The sequence below is a fragment of the Shewanella sp. AS16 genome (genome assembly GCF_021412365.1).
GTDB lineage: Bacteria > Pseudomonadota > Gammaproteobacteria > Enterobacterales > Shewanellaceae > Shewanella > Shewanella salipaludis.
The window spans coordinates 41090-56541 of sequence record NZ_JAKCLK010000005.1; the positions used below are offsets into that span (position 1 = coordinate 41090).

Here is a 15452-nt window from a genome sequence, read left to right on the forward strand (position 1 = left end):
TAAGCATAGGAAGCTATATGTCAAATACTTCGTTAAAGAGCCTGGTTGAAAAGCTCAACCCGCTAACCAAAGCCGGGCTGGAAGCGGCCACCGCCAAGTGTCAATCCCGCAGTCATTACAGCGTGGAAATCGAGCATTGGCTCGACGCCCTGTTGGAGCAGCAAGATTCGGATCTCAGGTTGCTGCTCAGCAGCTTCGCCGTGGATGCGGACAAGTTGCACTACCAATTGCAGCAAGCGCTCGAAGGCTTGAAGACGGGCAACAATTCGCTGCCCGCCATTTCGGTTCAGCTGGTCAACCTGCTGCGGGCGACTTGGCTGAATACCACGATAGACTTCGGCGATGCGCAGATACGCTCGGCCTATCTGTTGTACTCCCTGCTCAAGGATGACACCCTGGCGGCGCCGGTGAGCCGCCGCGTCAGCGAGTTGGATAAGCTGGATGCCGCCGAGATACTCAAGGCCTGGCCCAGCCTGGAAGCCCATTCCCGGGAACAGCAAACCCCCGGGACGGCAACCCAGGCCGAACAGCAGGCCGTGGGCCAGGGTAAGACCCAGGCGTTGGATCAATTCACCCAAGATCTGACGGCACAGGCGCTGGCAGGCAAGATAGATCCCATCATAGGCCGGGATTTCGAGATCCGTCAGATGATAGACATATTATCGCGCCGGCGGCAGAACAACCCGATACTGACGGGGGAAGCCGGTGTCGGCAAGACGGCCGTGGTGGAAGGCCTGGCGCTCAAGATAGCGGCCGGCGACGTGCCCGACAGACTGAAAAACGTTTCCCTCAGGGTACTGGACCTGGCCTTGCTGCAGGCGGGTGCCGGAATGAAGGGCGAATTCGAAAACCGCCTGAAGAACGTCATCAAGGAAGTCCGCAACAGTGCCCGGCCCATCATACTCTTCATAGATGAAGCCCATACCATGATAGGCAGTGGTGGCCAGGCGGGGCAGAACGACGCCGCCAACCTGCTCAAGCCGGCGTTGGCCAGGGGCGAGCTCAGGACCATAGCGGCGACGACTTGGGCCGAGTACAAGAAGTACTTCGAGAAAGATGCTGCCCTGACCAGGCGTTTCCAGGTGGTCAAAGTCGAAGAGCCGCGACCCGAGCTGGCGGTCGTCATGTTGCGTGGCATACTGCCGGTGATGGAGTCGCATCACAAGGTCAACATCGCCGACAAGGCGCTGCAGGCGGCGGTCCACCTGTCGGATCGCTATATCAATGGCCGTCAACTGCCGGATAAGGCGGTGGGCCTCTTGGATACCGCCTGCTCCCGGGTGGCCATGAGCCAGGATGCGGTCCCGGGCCAGGTGGAAGATCAGCAGCGCCGGGTGCAGCAGCTCCAGGCCGAAATGGCCGTGTTACGCCGCGAGCAGACCTTAGGCACGGATCATCTGGCGACCCTGGAACAATTGGAGACGGACCTGAGCCAGGCCCGGGACAAGCTGGCACAGCTGGAGAGGCAATGGCACCATGAGCAGGAATTGGTGTTGGCCGCCCGGGATCTGGCCGAAAAATTGAGTGATGACAGCCTGGAAGACAAGTCGGGGTTGCTGGACAGGTTAAATGAAATCAAAGCCTCTCTGGCAGAGATCCCTTGTCCCATGGTGCACTGGCTGGTGAGCGAGGCCCTGATTGCCGAGGTGGTCTCGGATTGGACGGGTATCCCCCTTGGCAAGATGCAGGCGGATGAGATCAAGACGGTATTGTCGCTCAAGGACACGCTGGCACAGAGGGTCATAGGCCAAACCCATGCGCTGGAGCTGATCGCCAGGACGGTGCAAACTTCCAGGGCCCAGCTCGCCGACGAGAATAAGCCGAATGGCATTTTCCTCCTCACAGGTCCCAGCGGTGTCGGTAAGACAGAAACCGCACTGGCGGTGGCGGAACAAGTCTATGGCAGTGAAGACAATCTCACCGTCATCAACATGTCGGAATTCAAGGAAGAACATAAGGTGTCCCTGTTGCTGGGTTCACCGCCTGGATACGTAGGTTATGGTGAGGGCGGGGTGCTGACGGAAGCGGTGCGCCGCAAGCCCTATAGCGTGATTCTGCTCGACGAAATGGAAAAAGCCCACCCAGGGGTACAGGACATTTTCTATCAGGTATTCGACAAGGGCACCATCAAGGATGGGGAAGGTCGGGACATAGACTTCAAGAATACCATCATCATCATGACCTCCAATGTGGGCACGGATACCACCATGAGGTTGTGTGAGGATGAGGCCACGGCGCCGTCGGCGACCGGACTCGCCAAGGCGCTGAAGCCGGATCTGTTGCAGGTATTCAAGCCGGCATTCCTGGGGCGCCTGAACGTCATCCCTTACTTGCCGCTCGATGCGGACAAACTGGTGATGATCGCCCGTTTGCAACTCGCGCGCGTGACCAAGCGTCTGGAAAAACACTATGGGGTGACATTCGCTTATCAAGCTCAGGTGCTGGATTACATAGTGTCCCAATGTCAGGATGCCGACAGTGGTGCGAGAACCATTCACAACATCTTACAGAATCGCATTCTTCCCGAACTGTCGGTGAAAATACTGCAATGTGTTGCGGATGCGCAGCCGCTGACGCATGTCAGCCTGGAGATAATGGACGATGATTTCAGCTACAAGCTGGATTGAATCAGGCAAAGCTGAAATAGGATTAATTGGCGAGAGACATATTTTTGACATGTGGTGATTAATGCTTTGTTAATAAATTTAATAAAGTGTTGTTTCATGGGTTAAATATATTGCATCGCCAATTATTCGATATTAAATGTTGAACAAATTATTGTGGGTAGTATAATCCACTGTACTTAAATAGAGTGCCGATTTTTATATCTGTTGCCAGTGATGGTTAATCTGCTATTGATCTTGGTACTCTTTTTTGGTCGTTAAGGTATTGGATGCCTTGACGTTATTTAACGTCCATTTAAGGACAGCCGTGTTAATTTGTAAAAAGGAATATTGTAATGCAAGCAAATACATATTTGGACTATGAAGGCATTAAAGGCGAAGCCACTGCTGAAGCTTTTAAAGATATGATCACTGTCCTGTCAATGGATTGGGGTTCACAGCGCGAAATCACTTCTTACACTGGTACCACAATGGATCGTGAAGCCAGTTCAACACGTCTGAGCGACGTGGTGATCACTAAGTTGCAAGATAAGTCTTCTCCTGATTTCTTCAAAGAAGCGACTATCGGCAAGGGTAAAAAAGCGATTTTCCACATCACCAAGCAAGGTGATGTTATCGAAGAAATCATGAAAATTGAACTGACAGATGCCATGGTTAGCAGCTATCACATGTCAGTTTCAGGTGACCGTCCAGTTGAAACAATTGTCATTAGTTACACAGAGTTAATGATGACTGTTGTACCATCAGACGACAAAAACAATGCTGCTGCGCCACAAGTTTATGGCTATAGCGGTGTTAAAGGCCAGAAGCTGTAAGGCTAAGGTCAGACTGGTGCGGTTTATCCGCATCAGTTTTCTTTGTTTCTTATGTAATAGCATTAGGGTTTCGATATGCAGTTGGCTACTCAGGATGAGAACAGTATCAAGATTGATACTCCCCTAGGGAAAGATAAGCTTTACTTGACTCGTTTTGTGTTTGAGGAAGCGATATCGGATCTTTTTAATGTCAAGGCACATGTCTATACCAATGGCGGCGAAATTAATTCGCAGGAGCTGATAGGTAAGGATGTGACTATTACACTCAAGTTGGGTAATGGCAAACAGCGCTATATTAATGGCGTGGTTTCTGATATTACCTCCCTGGGTCTCAGGGTCAACAAAGACGCAGAAAATAACGATCATAGAGATTATGCCATCACCATAGTTGCCGCCGCATGGTTCATGCAGCATAGGGTCAACAGTCGCATTTTCAAGAAAAAAAACATCCTCAAGATCATAGAGGAACTCGCGGGTGAACATGGTGTCAAGGTGGATGTGTCCGCCAAAATAAGTGGCACCTACCCGGATTATGAATTCAAGGTTCAGTACGAAGAATCCGACTTTTTATTCATGAGTCGTTTATTGGAACAGGAAGGAATATTTTATTATTTCACCCATACCGAGAGCGGCCATACATTGGTATTAGCGGATAAGGCGACCGCCTACGAGCCTTGCATAGAGAATAAAGTCAAGTTTCATACCGGCAGTCTGGCCGAAGCCCACATCAGCCAATGGCATAGCGCAGTCAACATGGCGCCGGGTAAATATGTCCAGCGCGGCTACAACCTGCTCAAGCCCAAGGAATTGCCCACAGGCACGCATAACGCCGGCAGCCTGGTGCCCAAACATGCAGATTACGAAATTTTTTCCTACGAGGCCGAGGCCGATGTGCATCCCCGCGGCAAGGCCGTTGCCGCGGTTAAACTGGAGGCACTGCAGCGTGACATACAGTTGCGCAAGGGGGCGAGTAATTGCCGCACCTTCGCGACCGGGCAAACCTTTACCCTTGCCGAGCATGAAGACAAGGCGGAAGTTGGCAAGCAATATGTCATTACCCGTTTGGTGCTGACGGCGGCCGTGGTCAGTCAAACCGGCGCCAGCCAGGTCAAACTGCAACAGATCACCAATAGTTTCCAATGTGTTCCCAAGACAGTGGCCTATCGCCCACGTGCCATTACGGCGAAACCCAAGATCCGTGGGGTGCAGACGGCGACGGTAACCTGTAAGGGCAGCGAAGAGATTTCCGTCGATGCCCTGGGCCGGGTCACGGTCAAGTTTCATTGGGACAGGAGCCAGATCAAAGATCACGAGAGTTCCTGCCCTATCAGGGTGAGCCAGAGCTGGGCCGGCAAAAATTGGGGCAGTGCCTTCTTCCCCCGCCGCGATCAGGAAGTCCTGGTGGAGTTCCTCAACGGCGATCCGGATCAGCCCATCATAGTCGGGTCTGTCTACAACTCGGATCACATGCCGCCCTATGCCTTGCCGGACGCCAAGTCCCAGAGCGGCATCAAGACCCGTTCCACAGAGAAAGGCGGCGCGGCCAACTTCAACGAGTTGAGTTTCGACGACAAGAAGGGCAGTGAGTTAGTTTACCTGCATGCAGAGAAAGACTTTACCTTCCATGTCGAAAACGATCAGTCGGACACGGTCGATAACGACAGGCTGACGCTGGTGAAGGGCAAGGACACAGTCACAGTCAATAAAGACCGCAAAACAACCATAGATGGGGGCGATACCCTCAAGGTGGGTAAGAAACTGGTCATAGATGCCGGCGACGCCATTACCATCAAGACGGGCTCGGCCTCGATCTCCATGAAGAGCGACGGTTCGATCAGCATCAAGGGCAGCAACATCACCATCAAGGGCAGCAAGGTCAGCATCAACTGATGCCATGCCGGCAAGCCAAGGACAGTATTAAGGAAGCGATATGGGAAAGCCTGCGTCTGTGATAGGTTCCATGCACCTTTGCCCAAAAGTGACAGGGCAAGTGCCTCATGTGGGCGGTCCCGTGGTGGCCGGCTCTCCCAATGTGTCTATTGGCGGCATACCTGCGGCCCGCAAGGGCGACAAGCTGGTGTGCATAGGGCCACCCGACACCATCAGTGGTGGTTCATCGAGCGTGTTTATCAATGGCAAGAATGCCGCCAGGTTGGGTGATGCCACAGATCATGGCGGCAAACTCGTGGTCGGGGTACCGACAGTGCTCATTGGCGGTTAAGTATGCTCACAGATGAGATGCTGCTGGAACGCACTGGGTTACTCCTGAGTCAGAGAGAGGTGTTGCTCGGCAGCCGCTATGCCGGGTTGCAGCAGTTACGCGAGCATGATAACCGCTTGCTGGCGGGGTTGCGGCTGCTGCGCCGGCGCGGCCTGGGGCGCACCGACACGGGCGAAATTGCGGATAGCATGGGCGACTCAAGCCGTCCCTGGCTCGCCTGGCTGCTGACGCCGCTGGATGCAAGCCCAAGGGATGCGTGGGACGCAAAGGCGCTGCATGCGCCGGAGGCGACACTGTCCCAGGCACTATGGCTGGCGGCAATCAAGTTGACCTTGGATGAGCTGCCGCTGCGGCAACTGTTGGCATCGAGTGCCATTGGCGGGGGCGGCGAGTTTTGCTGGCAACTGGCGAGCTATCTGGCTGTGCCCGGCTTATCCACTCCCGGCTTAACTTCTCCCGACTTAACTTCTCCCGGCTTGGACATAGGCGAGGGGGAGCAAGTCGCGCCGGCCTATTTCTGGTACCTGGCGAGCACGGGGCAAGTGGCTGCCAAAGACAGGCTGCTGGCCCATGCAGGGGACGCAGGGCCCGTGGCGCTGCAGGCCAAGCTGGCACTGTATCTGTTGGGGCAGGGCGGCGATGAGCCTAGGCTGCTCGAGCAGCTGTTGCAGCAGGGTCTGCAGGACTCGGATTATGTCCCCTTACTGCTTTGCGGCGCACCGGCGCAGTCCAAGGTCGCTATGCTCAATCTGCTGCTGCAAACCGGCGCACTGCCGCGGCGAGTCGGCGCCCTGGGTTACAGCGGCCTGAGCAAGTTTGTGCCTCTGCTGCGTGACCTGGCGACACAGACTGAGTCGCCTGAACAGACAGAGCCGTCCGGGCTTGGCGAACACTCGGATCCAGGAGAAGACTCAGAGCCTGACGAGCTGGCCGAGGCCGCCGCCGACGCCCTCTGCCTGCTGCTGGGGGTTGAAGAGGGTGAGCGCCTGTTGGAAACTGCTGTTGAAGCTGTCCCCAACTTTGGTCCCGAGCCCGTATTGGCGGGCAGGACCCTGGAGGGCGACGCCCTGGACGCTATCTGGCATGGGGGCAATCAGGCCCAGCGTTGGGCCGCCGCCTGCCATGCCAAGTTGCGCCGGCCTGAGCTGCCCCTGTCACGGCCCGATGGGCTATTGGGGGGCCAATGGCATTCGTGTTGAATTTGGCACTCTCAGGGTTGCTGATCGGCAAGGCCAGGGATCTGGCCTCGGGTGCCATGCTCGATGAGTTTGCCCCAGAGGATGGCGCTGTCGAGCTCGAAGGGGGCCGAATCGTGGCCAATTTTTTGCCGGAACTGGCCGCCGAACCTGATTTTGCGGCCAGGGCCATGGCCCTGTTGCAGCAGCTGTTTGCGACCCAGCATGCCTGCCCGGACAATGAGTGTGTTTTCCTCATCTTGCCGGAAACCCTGGGCACGGATGAAGGGGCGTTGCAATCCTTGCTCGGCCGTATTACGGCCAGGTTTCCCGGCTTGTTGGCTCATGCAGATTGTAAAATTTTTCCCTACGGCAGCAGCGGCTGCCTGATGGCGTTGGCCGCGGCCAAGCAGCAGCTGGCACGCAAGAACCCCTCGTCGAGTCTGGATGGGGGGCAGGCAGGGGGCCGGCTGTGGTTGGTGGCGATAGACAGCCTGGCAGATGTCGCCTTGCTGGAGACGCTGGCCGCCGAGGGACGTTTATTGAGTCAGGAACACATGGGCCTGGCAGCGTCGGAGGGGATTGTCAGCCTCTGCCTCGAGCATGCCAGCCAGGGCCTGTGCCTGGACTTTGCCGCCACGGATGCGGATCTGGGAAGGACTCCAGCCCCGCAGGCCCTTGGCAACTTGTTTACCCAGGTGGCGCAAGTGGCCAGCGGGGCCTTGTCCGGTATTTACCTGCCGGACAACGGCGATGAGCGACTGACCGAACTCTGGTTAGCCGCCTATCCCGCGCTGGCCGGGGTGTTGGATAGGCAGACACGTTTGGTGTTTCCCGCTTACCAGAGTGGTGAGCTGGGGGCGGCGGGTGGTTTGTATCGCCTCTTGCATCTGTACCAGGGGTTTCAGCGCAAAAGCCTAAGCGGCGAAGTCTTGCAGTGTGAGATCTCCGCCAAACGCTATCGCGCCACAGGATTATTTAGTTGGCAGGCCATGAATGACCAGCCGCCACAACAAGGAAGTTAACTCAAGATGGTAACCAAGTCGTTATCCTTAAAGGCCCGCTCAGGCGACTTAATACAGTTCAGCACGGCCAAACCGGCCCATGTGCCCCTGGTATTTGCCGATGAGCAGAGTGCCATTTCCCTCTTGCAGTCACTGTTTGCGGTATCCGACTTGCCGGGTGATTCCATCGTCAGCGTCTATGCCTGGTTCAACCCGAGCGCCGCCGGTGTCACCATGTGGAGCCAGGCCCGCGCCGGGGCACTGCGCCAGACCTTGGCCAAGGCCCTGGTCGACAAGACACTCTTTGCCTGCATTCTGCCGGCGCAACCGGCTGAGATCCCTGCGGCGCCGGCCAAGGCCCCCAAGAGCGGCGCACAGCCCAAGGCGGCCAATCCCGGAGGCCGGGCCGAGCAACAGGCAGAAGTCGAGCCTGGGGTGAATAGCAACCGCGGCGAGAATGCCGCCGGCAATCAGGAACCTGCGAACAAAGACAAGGAAACCTGCGGCGATCCCGTGGCCATGTGCAGCGGCGAAGAGATCCTCGAACTGACGGACTTCAGCCTCGAAGGGCCCTTGCCCTTGCATTGGGTGCGCAGCTATCGCTCGAGCCAGAGCGCTGAGAATATAGGCTTAGGTTTTGGCTGGCGCAGTAATTTTCATCTGCAGATCGATTTGCTGGCCGACGCAGAGGAAGAACCTCTGCTGTGGTTAACGGATGAGGAAGGCCGGCGCTTGCCCTTCGCCCAAGTCGCCGCCGGGCAAACCAGCTACCAGTTGGCCGAGGGCCTGGCATTGCGCCACGAGGCCAACGGCAGCCTGGTCTTGCTCAGACCCGACGATACCCATTGGGTGTTCGTGCCAAGTGCCGACAAGTCGGCTCGCCGGCGCTGGGTGTTGCATCAGATACTCGATAACCTGGGTCATACCTTGCAGCTGTTTTACGACAGGCTACACAGGCTCAGCCGCATCGACTACAGCGCCGGTCGGGGTATCGAGTTGTCCTACAGCGCCAAGGGCCAGCTGAGTCAGATAGAGGCCGTACGCCATAGCGACGAGGGCATGATACGGCTGGGCAAGGTGTTGGCGCGCTACGATTATGATGCCGCCGGCGATCTTTGCGCAGCCACCAACTTGAGTCAGCAGCTCGAGCGTTATCAATATGCCGGCCATTTGCTCACCGAAAGGGAGCGGGCCAGCGGTTTCAGGCATTATTTCAGCTGGGATGGCGATGGCCCCGGCGCCCGTTGCAGCCGCAACTGGGGCGATGATGGCTGTTACGACTACCGCTTCGAGTATCGCGATGCCGAACGTCTGTCCCTCAGCACCGACAGCCGTGGCCAGTGCTGGCGCTACTATCACGACGAACAGAATCGCTTAATCAAGAAAGTGGCCCCAGATGGCGCCAGCTGGCAGTACCAATGGAACGACCAAGGCAAAAAAGTGGCCGAAATCGATCCTCTGGGAGCCACCACCCGCTTCGAGTTCAACCGCCGCGGCCAGCTCAGTCATATCATAGCCGCAGACGCGGGCGTCACTCAGTTTCACTACAACGCCCTGGGACAACGCAGCGGTATCATAGATGCCGAAGGCCAGGAGTGGCGGCGGGAATACACGTCCGCCGGTCTGCTCAAGGCCGAGATCTCCCCAGATGGAGCCAGGGTGCGCTATGAATACAACAGCTTAAATCAACTCAGTTGCATCACGGCCGCCGATGGCAGCAGCACCCATTTTGCCTGGGACACCGAAGGGCAATTGCTGGCCCGGCGGGCACCGACGGGCCTGACGCGTTACAGCTATGATGAGCTGGGGCGCCTCAATGGACTGGTGGATGCCGCAGGTCTGGTGACCGAATATCGCCGCAACGAGGCCGGTCAGCTCATAGGCCAGCGTCAATATCCCCAGGATGCCCCCGAGCAAGTGCTGGAGCAAAGCTTCGACTATGACAGCGCCGGGCGGCTGATCTCCAAGACCAATGCCCTGGGCCAGGAAAGGCAATGGCAGTATGACGGCCTGCGTCAGCCCACCAAGCAATGGCAGCCCGACGGCAGCAGCCTGGGTTATCAATACGATAGCGAACGCAACCTGACCGCCATCATGCGCAGCGATGGCGCCCGCTATCAGCTGGACTACGACGATCGGGAAAGGCCCGTCAAGTTGCAGGGATTCGACGGTCGGGTGCAGCAGTATGAGTATGACGCCAATGGCAAGGTGGTCGGCCTGGAGGATGGCAGTCAGCGGCAGATCCGCGTGGTGCGCGATGCCCTGGGGCGGGTGATAGAGCAAAAAGCCCTCTGCCTCGGTGCCGCTAACCGTCAGTTGAGCAGCCAGCATTTTCACTACGACAAACTGGGACGCCTGCTCAGGGCCAACAACGGCCAGCGCAAATTACGTTTCGGTCATCATGCCAACGGCCGGGTGAAATCCCTGTGGCAGGATAATTGGCATATAGAGCATAAGTACGACGCCGCGGGCCGCAAGACCGCGACCCTGCTGCCCGATGGCAGTCAGCTCGATTATCGCTACAACGACCAGGGACAAGTGTCCCAGCTGGGGCTGAACCAGCAGCCCATCTTGCTGCGGCGCTTCGATAACGCCGGGCGTGAGAGTGAGCGCGAATATGCCAGCGGCATGGTCATGAGCCAGCAGTTCGATGCCTTCAATCGCTTGAGCGGTCAACAATGGCAGCATGGCAGCGAGTTGCATGAGCGCCACTATCATTACAGCGCCCTGCATCAGTTGCTGACGGTGGAAGACACCCGCCAGGGGAAGGTGAATTACCAATACGACAGTTTGGATCAGCTGGTCAGCAAGCGCCACGAGACGGATCCGAGCCAGAACGAGCACCATAGCTGGGACAGCTTCGGCAACCCGGTCGGCGATGATATTCAGCTGCAGCAGGACAAGCTGCAGCGCTATCTGGGTCGCCATTACAGCTATGATGACAGCGGCAACCAGCTGAGTGTAAAAATGGCCTCGGGCCAGCAAAAACGTGAATTCAATGGCTTGAACCAGCTGGTGAGTCTCTCCAACGGCACAGATATCAGCCGTTACGAGTACGATGCCCTCGGCCGCCGCAGCGCCAAGATCACCGCCGCCGGCCGCATAGATTATCTGTGGGACGGTAATCAGCTGATTGGCGAGCATAGCCAGGACGCGTTTAGCTGGTATCTGTATGAACCTGACAATGGCGATGGCCGGGGCAACAGGCCGCTGGCACTGCTCAGAAACGGCGAGCTCTTCTTCTACCAATTGGATCAACTGGGCACCCCGCTGGCACTGGTCGATAAAGAGAACAACATCGTCTGGCAAGCCAATTACTCAGTGTTCGGTCAGGCCTCTGTCAGCATCAATGAGATAGCCAACCCGCTGCGTTTCCAGGGACAATATTATGATGAAGAAAGTGGTTTACACTACAATCACTTCCGTTACTATGATCCCCAAAGCGGCCGCTTCATCAGCCAAGACCCCATAGGTCTGCTTGGTGGAATAAACCACTACCAGTACGCACCCAATCATATCAACTGGGTCGATCCCTTGGGGCTGAGCTGTAAAGAAGATGCTCAGATGGATGCTCAACCAGTTGGTACTCCATATAAACTAGATGCCAACGGACGTTGGCATGATAAAACAGGAAAATTTTGCGCTTTTAGTTGGCCAAGCCATGATGGGTTTGCAACTTCGTTTGGAAAAGCATTGGCAGATAGTGTTACGCTAGCCCCTGGCACCAAACTTGATAGATATGGCGGCTACTTTGGTGCAAATGGTGAGTTTAAGGATACTGGACGATATTTTGCGGATGAGGGAATAGAGTTCGAAAAACGAGCTTTACCGCCTAAAAGTAAAGCTTTTTCTCCCCACACTTTTGAGGTTATTGAGTCGTTTGATGTGCTCTCTGGTCCAATTGCGCCATGGTTCGGTGAGCCTGGTGGAGGAACTCAATATTTTGTTCCCGAGGAGTATGGGGGAGTTGATGGGCTTATAGCCTCTGGGAAGATTAAAAGAACAAGCGAGATACCTAGGAAATGAAAAAAAAATATTTTAACCCCGACTTATCTAAGGGATATCCAGCAGGCAAAAAAATTTGCTATGAATGTATGCTTTGTGGTGAATATGTAGAGTCGATGCCCGAACATTATGCAACTTGCCAGTGTGGTAATATCGCTGTTGATGCTGACTCTGCTCGAGTTACTGTGAGAAATCATGAAAAAATGGCCTTCTTTAAGTATTAACTGTCGCTATGTTTAGCAAACCTTAACATCAGAAAATATAGATACTCAGACTAAATATTGTGATTTGCATCCTCTACTAGATTCAATAAAAGTGTCGGTGTAGGGGGCTTGTCATTACACGGTTCTTGCAGAAAACAATTAGTCTTGAACTTTTTATTTAAAGTCAGACTGTATTACCATTACAGTAGTCGAGTTATTCGGCGCTCCTACCTTTGTGGCGATGATACATATTCAGGAAAACTATGACCATCGCCATGATTGGGTGCAAATTTACGAGATATATATGACTTTCGGCTGATGTTTCGTCCTCACAATAGACTCGGTTTCAAAGTCTATTGTGAGAGGCTGCCCCTCTGATACCGGCAAGGTGCTACTTTTTCTATGCCGAGAGCACACCCTTCTAACATGTGATAGTTTACTGTGTGAGAAGGGTGTTTTCGTGTGGCGAGGATGGGCTGAGGCCGACAAAATTCAGTGCAGGTTCACTTATCTTAAAAATTTCCCATATTTGATTTTCTCATCGAAGCTCAGGTCGGCCTTGGTCTTGATCCCAAGTGCGTTGGGTGCCTTGCCGTTGCATGACTGGATGAGTCCGAGCGGTAAATCGTGGAAGAAGGTGATCTCCTTGGTGCCTGTGTTGTGGCCGAATCCCAGGACAGTCGAGGCGGCCAGAGTCGAGGCATTGAGAACGATAAAATCGGCCGTGACCTGGCTGGGACTCGAGATGTTGAGCTGTTCGCCCAATTCAGGTTTATCTTTGCTGCCGCCCCAATAGAACAGGTGGGCATTGGGGATCTTGATAACATAATCATAGTCTGAGCTGAAGGAGCCGGTTTCGGTCCAGGCGGTGGATAGGGCGAAGGGTCTGCCCGAGGCGCGCAGAAATTGGGCATAGGCGGCGACTTTCTTTTCGAGATTCAGGCCAAGTTGCCTGGATACTTCCTGGGACAGCTTATTCCACAGTGCCAGTGCGGTCGCTGCGGGCCAAGGCTGATACAGGGTCATTCCGCTCATTAACCTGATGTCCGGTGCCGGCCACCAGGCACTTTTTTCTCCGCGATATAGCGTCAATGTAGTAGGCATTTTCTCTCCCTAAAAATGTATTATGCAAGGTTAATGTAGTCTATCTGTTAATTTTTTGTGTGATTTCGCTGTGTACATTTGTTATGTGCATTTGTCGCATGCATTTATTGTTTGGTTGAAACTTAAGATAATGACTTGTTAACAGTCGAGCTATACAATTTATTAAGTTGTCATGGGATCTTTAGCTTGTATTCCATGCTTTAGCATTAGACGCTTGTTGGCCTGAAATTTCAAGGGATACGGCGCTAAAACAATATTTAATTAATGGTATGGCATTTTGTTTTTAACTATTTTTTCGGCTTGGATGTTTTGGTGGGATATTTGCTGTATATTTTTGTAAGGTGTTTGCAATGATAGTTTGATAAGGTGTTTATTTACTTGGCAGTGTAGCATTCTGTAATTCGGCTTTATTGCATTATTTTGGCCTGCGGCGTTTCAGCTGCCGCGAATTGGTATTGTCAGTGTGCTATAGAAAGTGCTGTTATAGGAAGTGCTGTATCATGGGTGATACAGACGAGAGAAGAAGCCAGATAGGAGGTCGAGTGGAAGCGATTCAGTATCCGATTTTTGGGGCATGTCAGTGTGGCAAGGTGACCTATGAGCTGTTGGCGCCGCCCACTATGGTAGTAGCGTGTCATTGCAAGGAGTGCCAGAAATTATCCACCAGTGCCTTCAGCATCACGGCCATGGTCGAAGCCAGTAACCTGGTGTTCAAGGGCGAAATGCGGTTCTGGTCGCGCCCGGCGGACAGCGGCAATCGCAGTGATGCCATGTTCTGCCCAGGTTGTGGCAACAGGATCTATCACGTCAATCCGGAGGAGCCGGATAAGATCAAGCTCAAACCCAGCAACCTGAGCGATACCAGGCTCATCCAACCCACGGCACATGTGTGGTTGAGTGAGAAACAAGCCTGGTTCCAGGTGCCAGACGGCGTCATGCAGTTCGACAAGCAGCCTTAACTCTCAGGTTAGGCTCGAAGCCCGGGCAGCGGTGGCTGTTCCGGGAAGCTACTATCATCTTGCCAGTAGCCAGTAGCCAGTAGCCAGTAGCCAGTAGCGCCTGAATCTTGGTTTTTCCCTCGCCCGGGCCGGATTATCTCCAAACTTGGACGGCTTTTTTGTTATCATGGCCGCTCATCCCATATGAAGATATGGACCCCTTGCCATCCAGTGCCCAGTACGAGTCTTATTTTCATGTCTATTTCAACCCTTATGAGCCGCGCCTTAGCCAAGCGTCAGGATTTTTTATTGCAAGCGCAGCGCGATGAGACTGACTGTTTTCGGCTGTTTCATGGCACAGTCGAAGGCATGGAGGGGGTGAATATCGACAGATACGGCGATGCCTGGTTGATCCAGAGTTTCCATCAGCCACTGGCCGATGCGGAGCTGGTGCAATTCAGCGATGCCCTGGCTCTGGTGTCTGACTTGCCGGTGATCTATAACGACAGGTCGACCAAAAACTCGCGGGTGCTGAATTCTCTCGATAGCGATACAGAGGCCTTCGCCCGGTCCGAGCAAATGATCCAAGAGAATGGCATCAGCTTCGGCTCCAAACTGCGCCACGAAGGCCAGGATCCCTTGTTATTCCTCGACATGCGCATCGGCCGTGAATTTGTCCGTGGTAATAGCCGCGACAGGACTGTGCTCAACCTGTTTTCCTACACCTGTGGCATAGGCACGGCGGCGGCCGTCGGTGGTGCCAGCCGGGTGGTGAACGTCGATTTTTCCTCCTTCGCGCTGGCGGCAGGCAAGCGCAACGCCGAGTTGAACCAGGTGGCCGGCGTCTGTGAATTCGTGCAGAGCGATGCCTTTCCGGCGCTGCGTCAATTGGCGGGGCTGACTGTGGGGGGGCGACGCAATCAAAAATTGCCCAAGTATCCCAAGCTGCCCAAGACAGAATTCGATCTGGTGTTTCTCGATCCGCCGCGCTTCGCCAAGAGCCCGTTCGGCATAGTAGATCTGGTCAACGATTACCAGGGCCTGTTCAAGCCGGCCCTGATGGCGACCAAGAGCGGCGGCACCATAGTCTGTTGCAACAATGTCGCCAAGGTAGAGCGCCAGGTCTGGTTCGACAGCCTGGTGCGCTGCGCCGCCAAGCAGGGACGCACGGTCGTCTCCCACAGCTGGCTCGATCCCCATGAAGACTTCCCCTCTTTCGATGACAATCATCCGCTGAAAATCGTCGCCTTGGTACTCAATTGAGATGCATCATCCAGGATCCTGTCTGGGAGTCCTGGATGATGCCGGCCATCTCGCCAATTTCGACCGCCCGGGCGCTTTCTGTGCGTGGGTGATTGACCTC

10 protein-coding genes and 1 pseudogene are annotated in these 15452 nt (G+C 54.8%); 10 read left to right on the plus strand and 1 reads right to left on the minus strand.

Features of this window, described 5'->3' with window-relative positions; all coding sequences use genetic code 11:
• The first annotated feature begins 17 nt into the window (after nucleotides 1-17).
• The 8 genes and pseudogenes from tssH to LZP73_RS13520 form a co-directional block, all read left to right on the plus strand.
• The gene (gene tssH, locus LZP73_RS13485) at nucleotides 18-2627 is read left to right on the plus strand and encodes a type VI secretion system ATPase TssH (protein ID WP_234235539.1); all 2610 of its coding nucleotides are present in this window, start codon (nucleotides 18-20) and stop codon (nucleotides 2625-2627) included.
• Between the two features lie 332 nt (nucleotides 2628-2959).
• Nucleotides 2960-3439, plus strand: coding sequence for an Hcp family type VI secretion system effector (locus LZP73_RS13490; protein ID WP_169562752.1), 480 nt, complete (start codon nucleotides 2960-2962; stop codon nucleotides 3437-3439).
• Between the two features lie 75 nt (nucleotides 3440-3514).
• A complete protein-coding gene (tssI, locus tag LZP73_RS13495) occupies nucleotides 3515-5329 on the plus strand; it encodes a type VI secretion system tip protein TssI/VgrG (protein WP_234235540.1) in 1815 nt (604 codons plus the stop codon).
• Nucleotides 5330-5369: 40 nt separating this feature from the next.
• The gene (locus LZP73_RS13500) at nucleotides 5370-5660 is read left to right on the plus strand and encodes a PAAR domain-containing protein (protein WP_169562750.1); all 291 of its coding nucleotides are present in this window, start codon (nucleotides 5370-5372) and stop codon (nucleotides 5658-5660) included.
• A gap of 2 nt (nucleotides 5661-5662) precedes the next feature.
• Complete coding sequence (locus tag LZP73_RS13505; RefSeq protein WP_234235541.1) at nucleotides 5663-6859, plus strand: hypothetical protein; 1197 nt, start codon at nucleotides 5663-5665, stop codon at nucleotides 6857-6859.
• Nucleotides 6844-7860, plus strand: coding sequence for a hypothetical protein (locus tag LZP73_RS13510; RefSeq protein ID WP_234235542.1), 1017 nt, complete (start codon nucleotides 6844-6846; stop codon nucleotides 7858-7860). Before LZP73_RS13505 ends, LZP73_RS13510 begins: the two co-directional genes overlap by 16 nt.
• A 6-nt stretch (nucleotides 7861-7866) precedes the next feature.
• A complete protein-coding gene (locus LZP73_RS13515) occupies nucleotides 7867-11865 on the plus strand; it encodes an RHS repeat-associated core domain-containing protein (protein ID WP_234235543.1) in 3999 nt (1332 codons plus the stop codon).
• 347 nt (nucleotides 11866-12212) lie between these two features.
• Nucleotides 12213-12360 (plus strand): annotated as a pseudogene (locus LZP73_RS13520) (transposase); the annotation flags it as partial.
• A gap of 194 nt (nucleotides 12361-12554) precedes the next feature.
• On the opposite strand, the gene LZP73_RS13525 reads toward LZP73_RS13520, so the two are convergent.
• Entirely contained in the window at nucleotides 12555-13151 is a 597-nt protein-coding gene (locus tag LZP73_RS13525) for a hypothetical protein (protein WP_234235544.1), read from the minus strand.
• Nucleotides 13152-13693: 542 nt separating this feature from the next.
• Between LZP73_RS13525 and LZP73_RS13530 the strand changes: the two genes are divergently transcribed.
• Both LZP73_RS13530 and LZP73_RS13535 read left to right on the plus strand, forming a co-directional pair.
• On the plus strand, nucleotides 13694-14110 hold the full coding sequence (locus LZP73_RS13530; protein WP_326490350.1) for a GFA family protein: 417 nt from the start codon (nucleotides 13694-13696) through the stop codon (nucleotides 14108-14110).
• Between the two features lie 234 nt (nucleotides 14111-14344).
• A complete protein-coding gene (locus tag LZP73_RS13535; protein WP_234235545.1) occupies nucleotides 14345-15352 on the plus strand; it encodes a class I SAM-dependent rRNA methyltransferase in 1008 nt (335 codons plus the stop codon).
• Nucleotides 15353-15452 lie beyond the last annotated feature (100 nt).

What these genes read in the sequence shown, in the direction of transcription:
- tssH (WP_234235539.1), top strand. Translation starts at nt 18, where the DNA reads ATGTCAAATACTTCGTTAAAGAGCCTGGTTGAAAAGCTCAACCCGCTA.
- LZP73_RS13490 (WP_169562752.1), top strand. Translation starts at nt 2,960, where the DNA reads ATGCAAGCAAATACATATTTGGACTATGAAGGCATTAAAGGCGAAGCC.
- tssI (WP_234235540.1), top strand. Translation starts at nt 3,515, where the DNA reads ATGCAGTTGGCTACTCAGGATGAGAACAGTATCAAGATTGATACTCCC.
- LZP73_RS13500 (WP_169562750.1), top strand. Translation starts at nt 5,370, where the DNA reads ATGGGAAAGCCTGCGTCTGTGATAGGTTCCATGCACCTTTGCCCAAAA.
- LZP73_RS13505 (WP_234235541.1), top strand. Translation starts at nt 5,663, where the DNA reads ATGCTCACAGATGAGATGCTGCTGGAACGCACTGGGTTACTCCTGAGT.
- LZP73_RS13510 (WP_234235542.1), top strand. Translation starts at nt 6,844, where the DNA reads ATGGCATTCGTGTTGAATTTGGCACTCTCAGGGTTGCTGATCGGCAAG.
- LZP73_RS13515 (WP_234235543.1), top strand. Translation starts at nt 7,867, where the DNA reads ATGGTAACCAAGTCGTTATCCTTAAAGGCCCGCTCAGGCGACTTAATA.
- LZP73_RS13525 (WP_234235544.1), bottom strand. Translation starts at nt 13,151, where the DNA reads ATGCCTACTACATTGACGCTATATCGCGGAGAAAAAAGTGCCTGGTGG.
- LZP73_RS13535 (WP_234235545.1), top strand. Translation starts at nt 14,345, where the DNA reads ATGTCTATTTCAACCCTTATGAGCCGCGCCTTAGCCAAGCGTCAGGAT.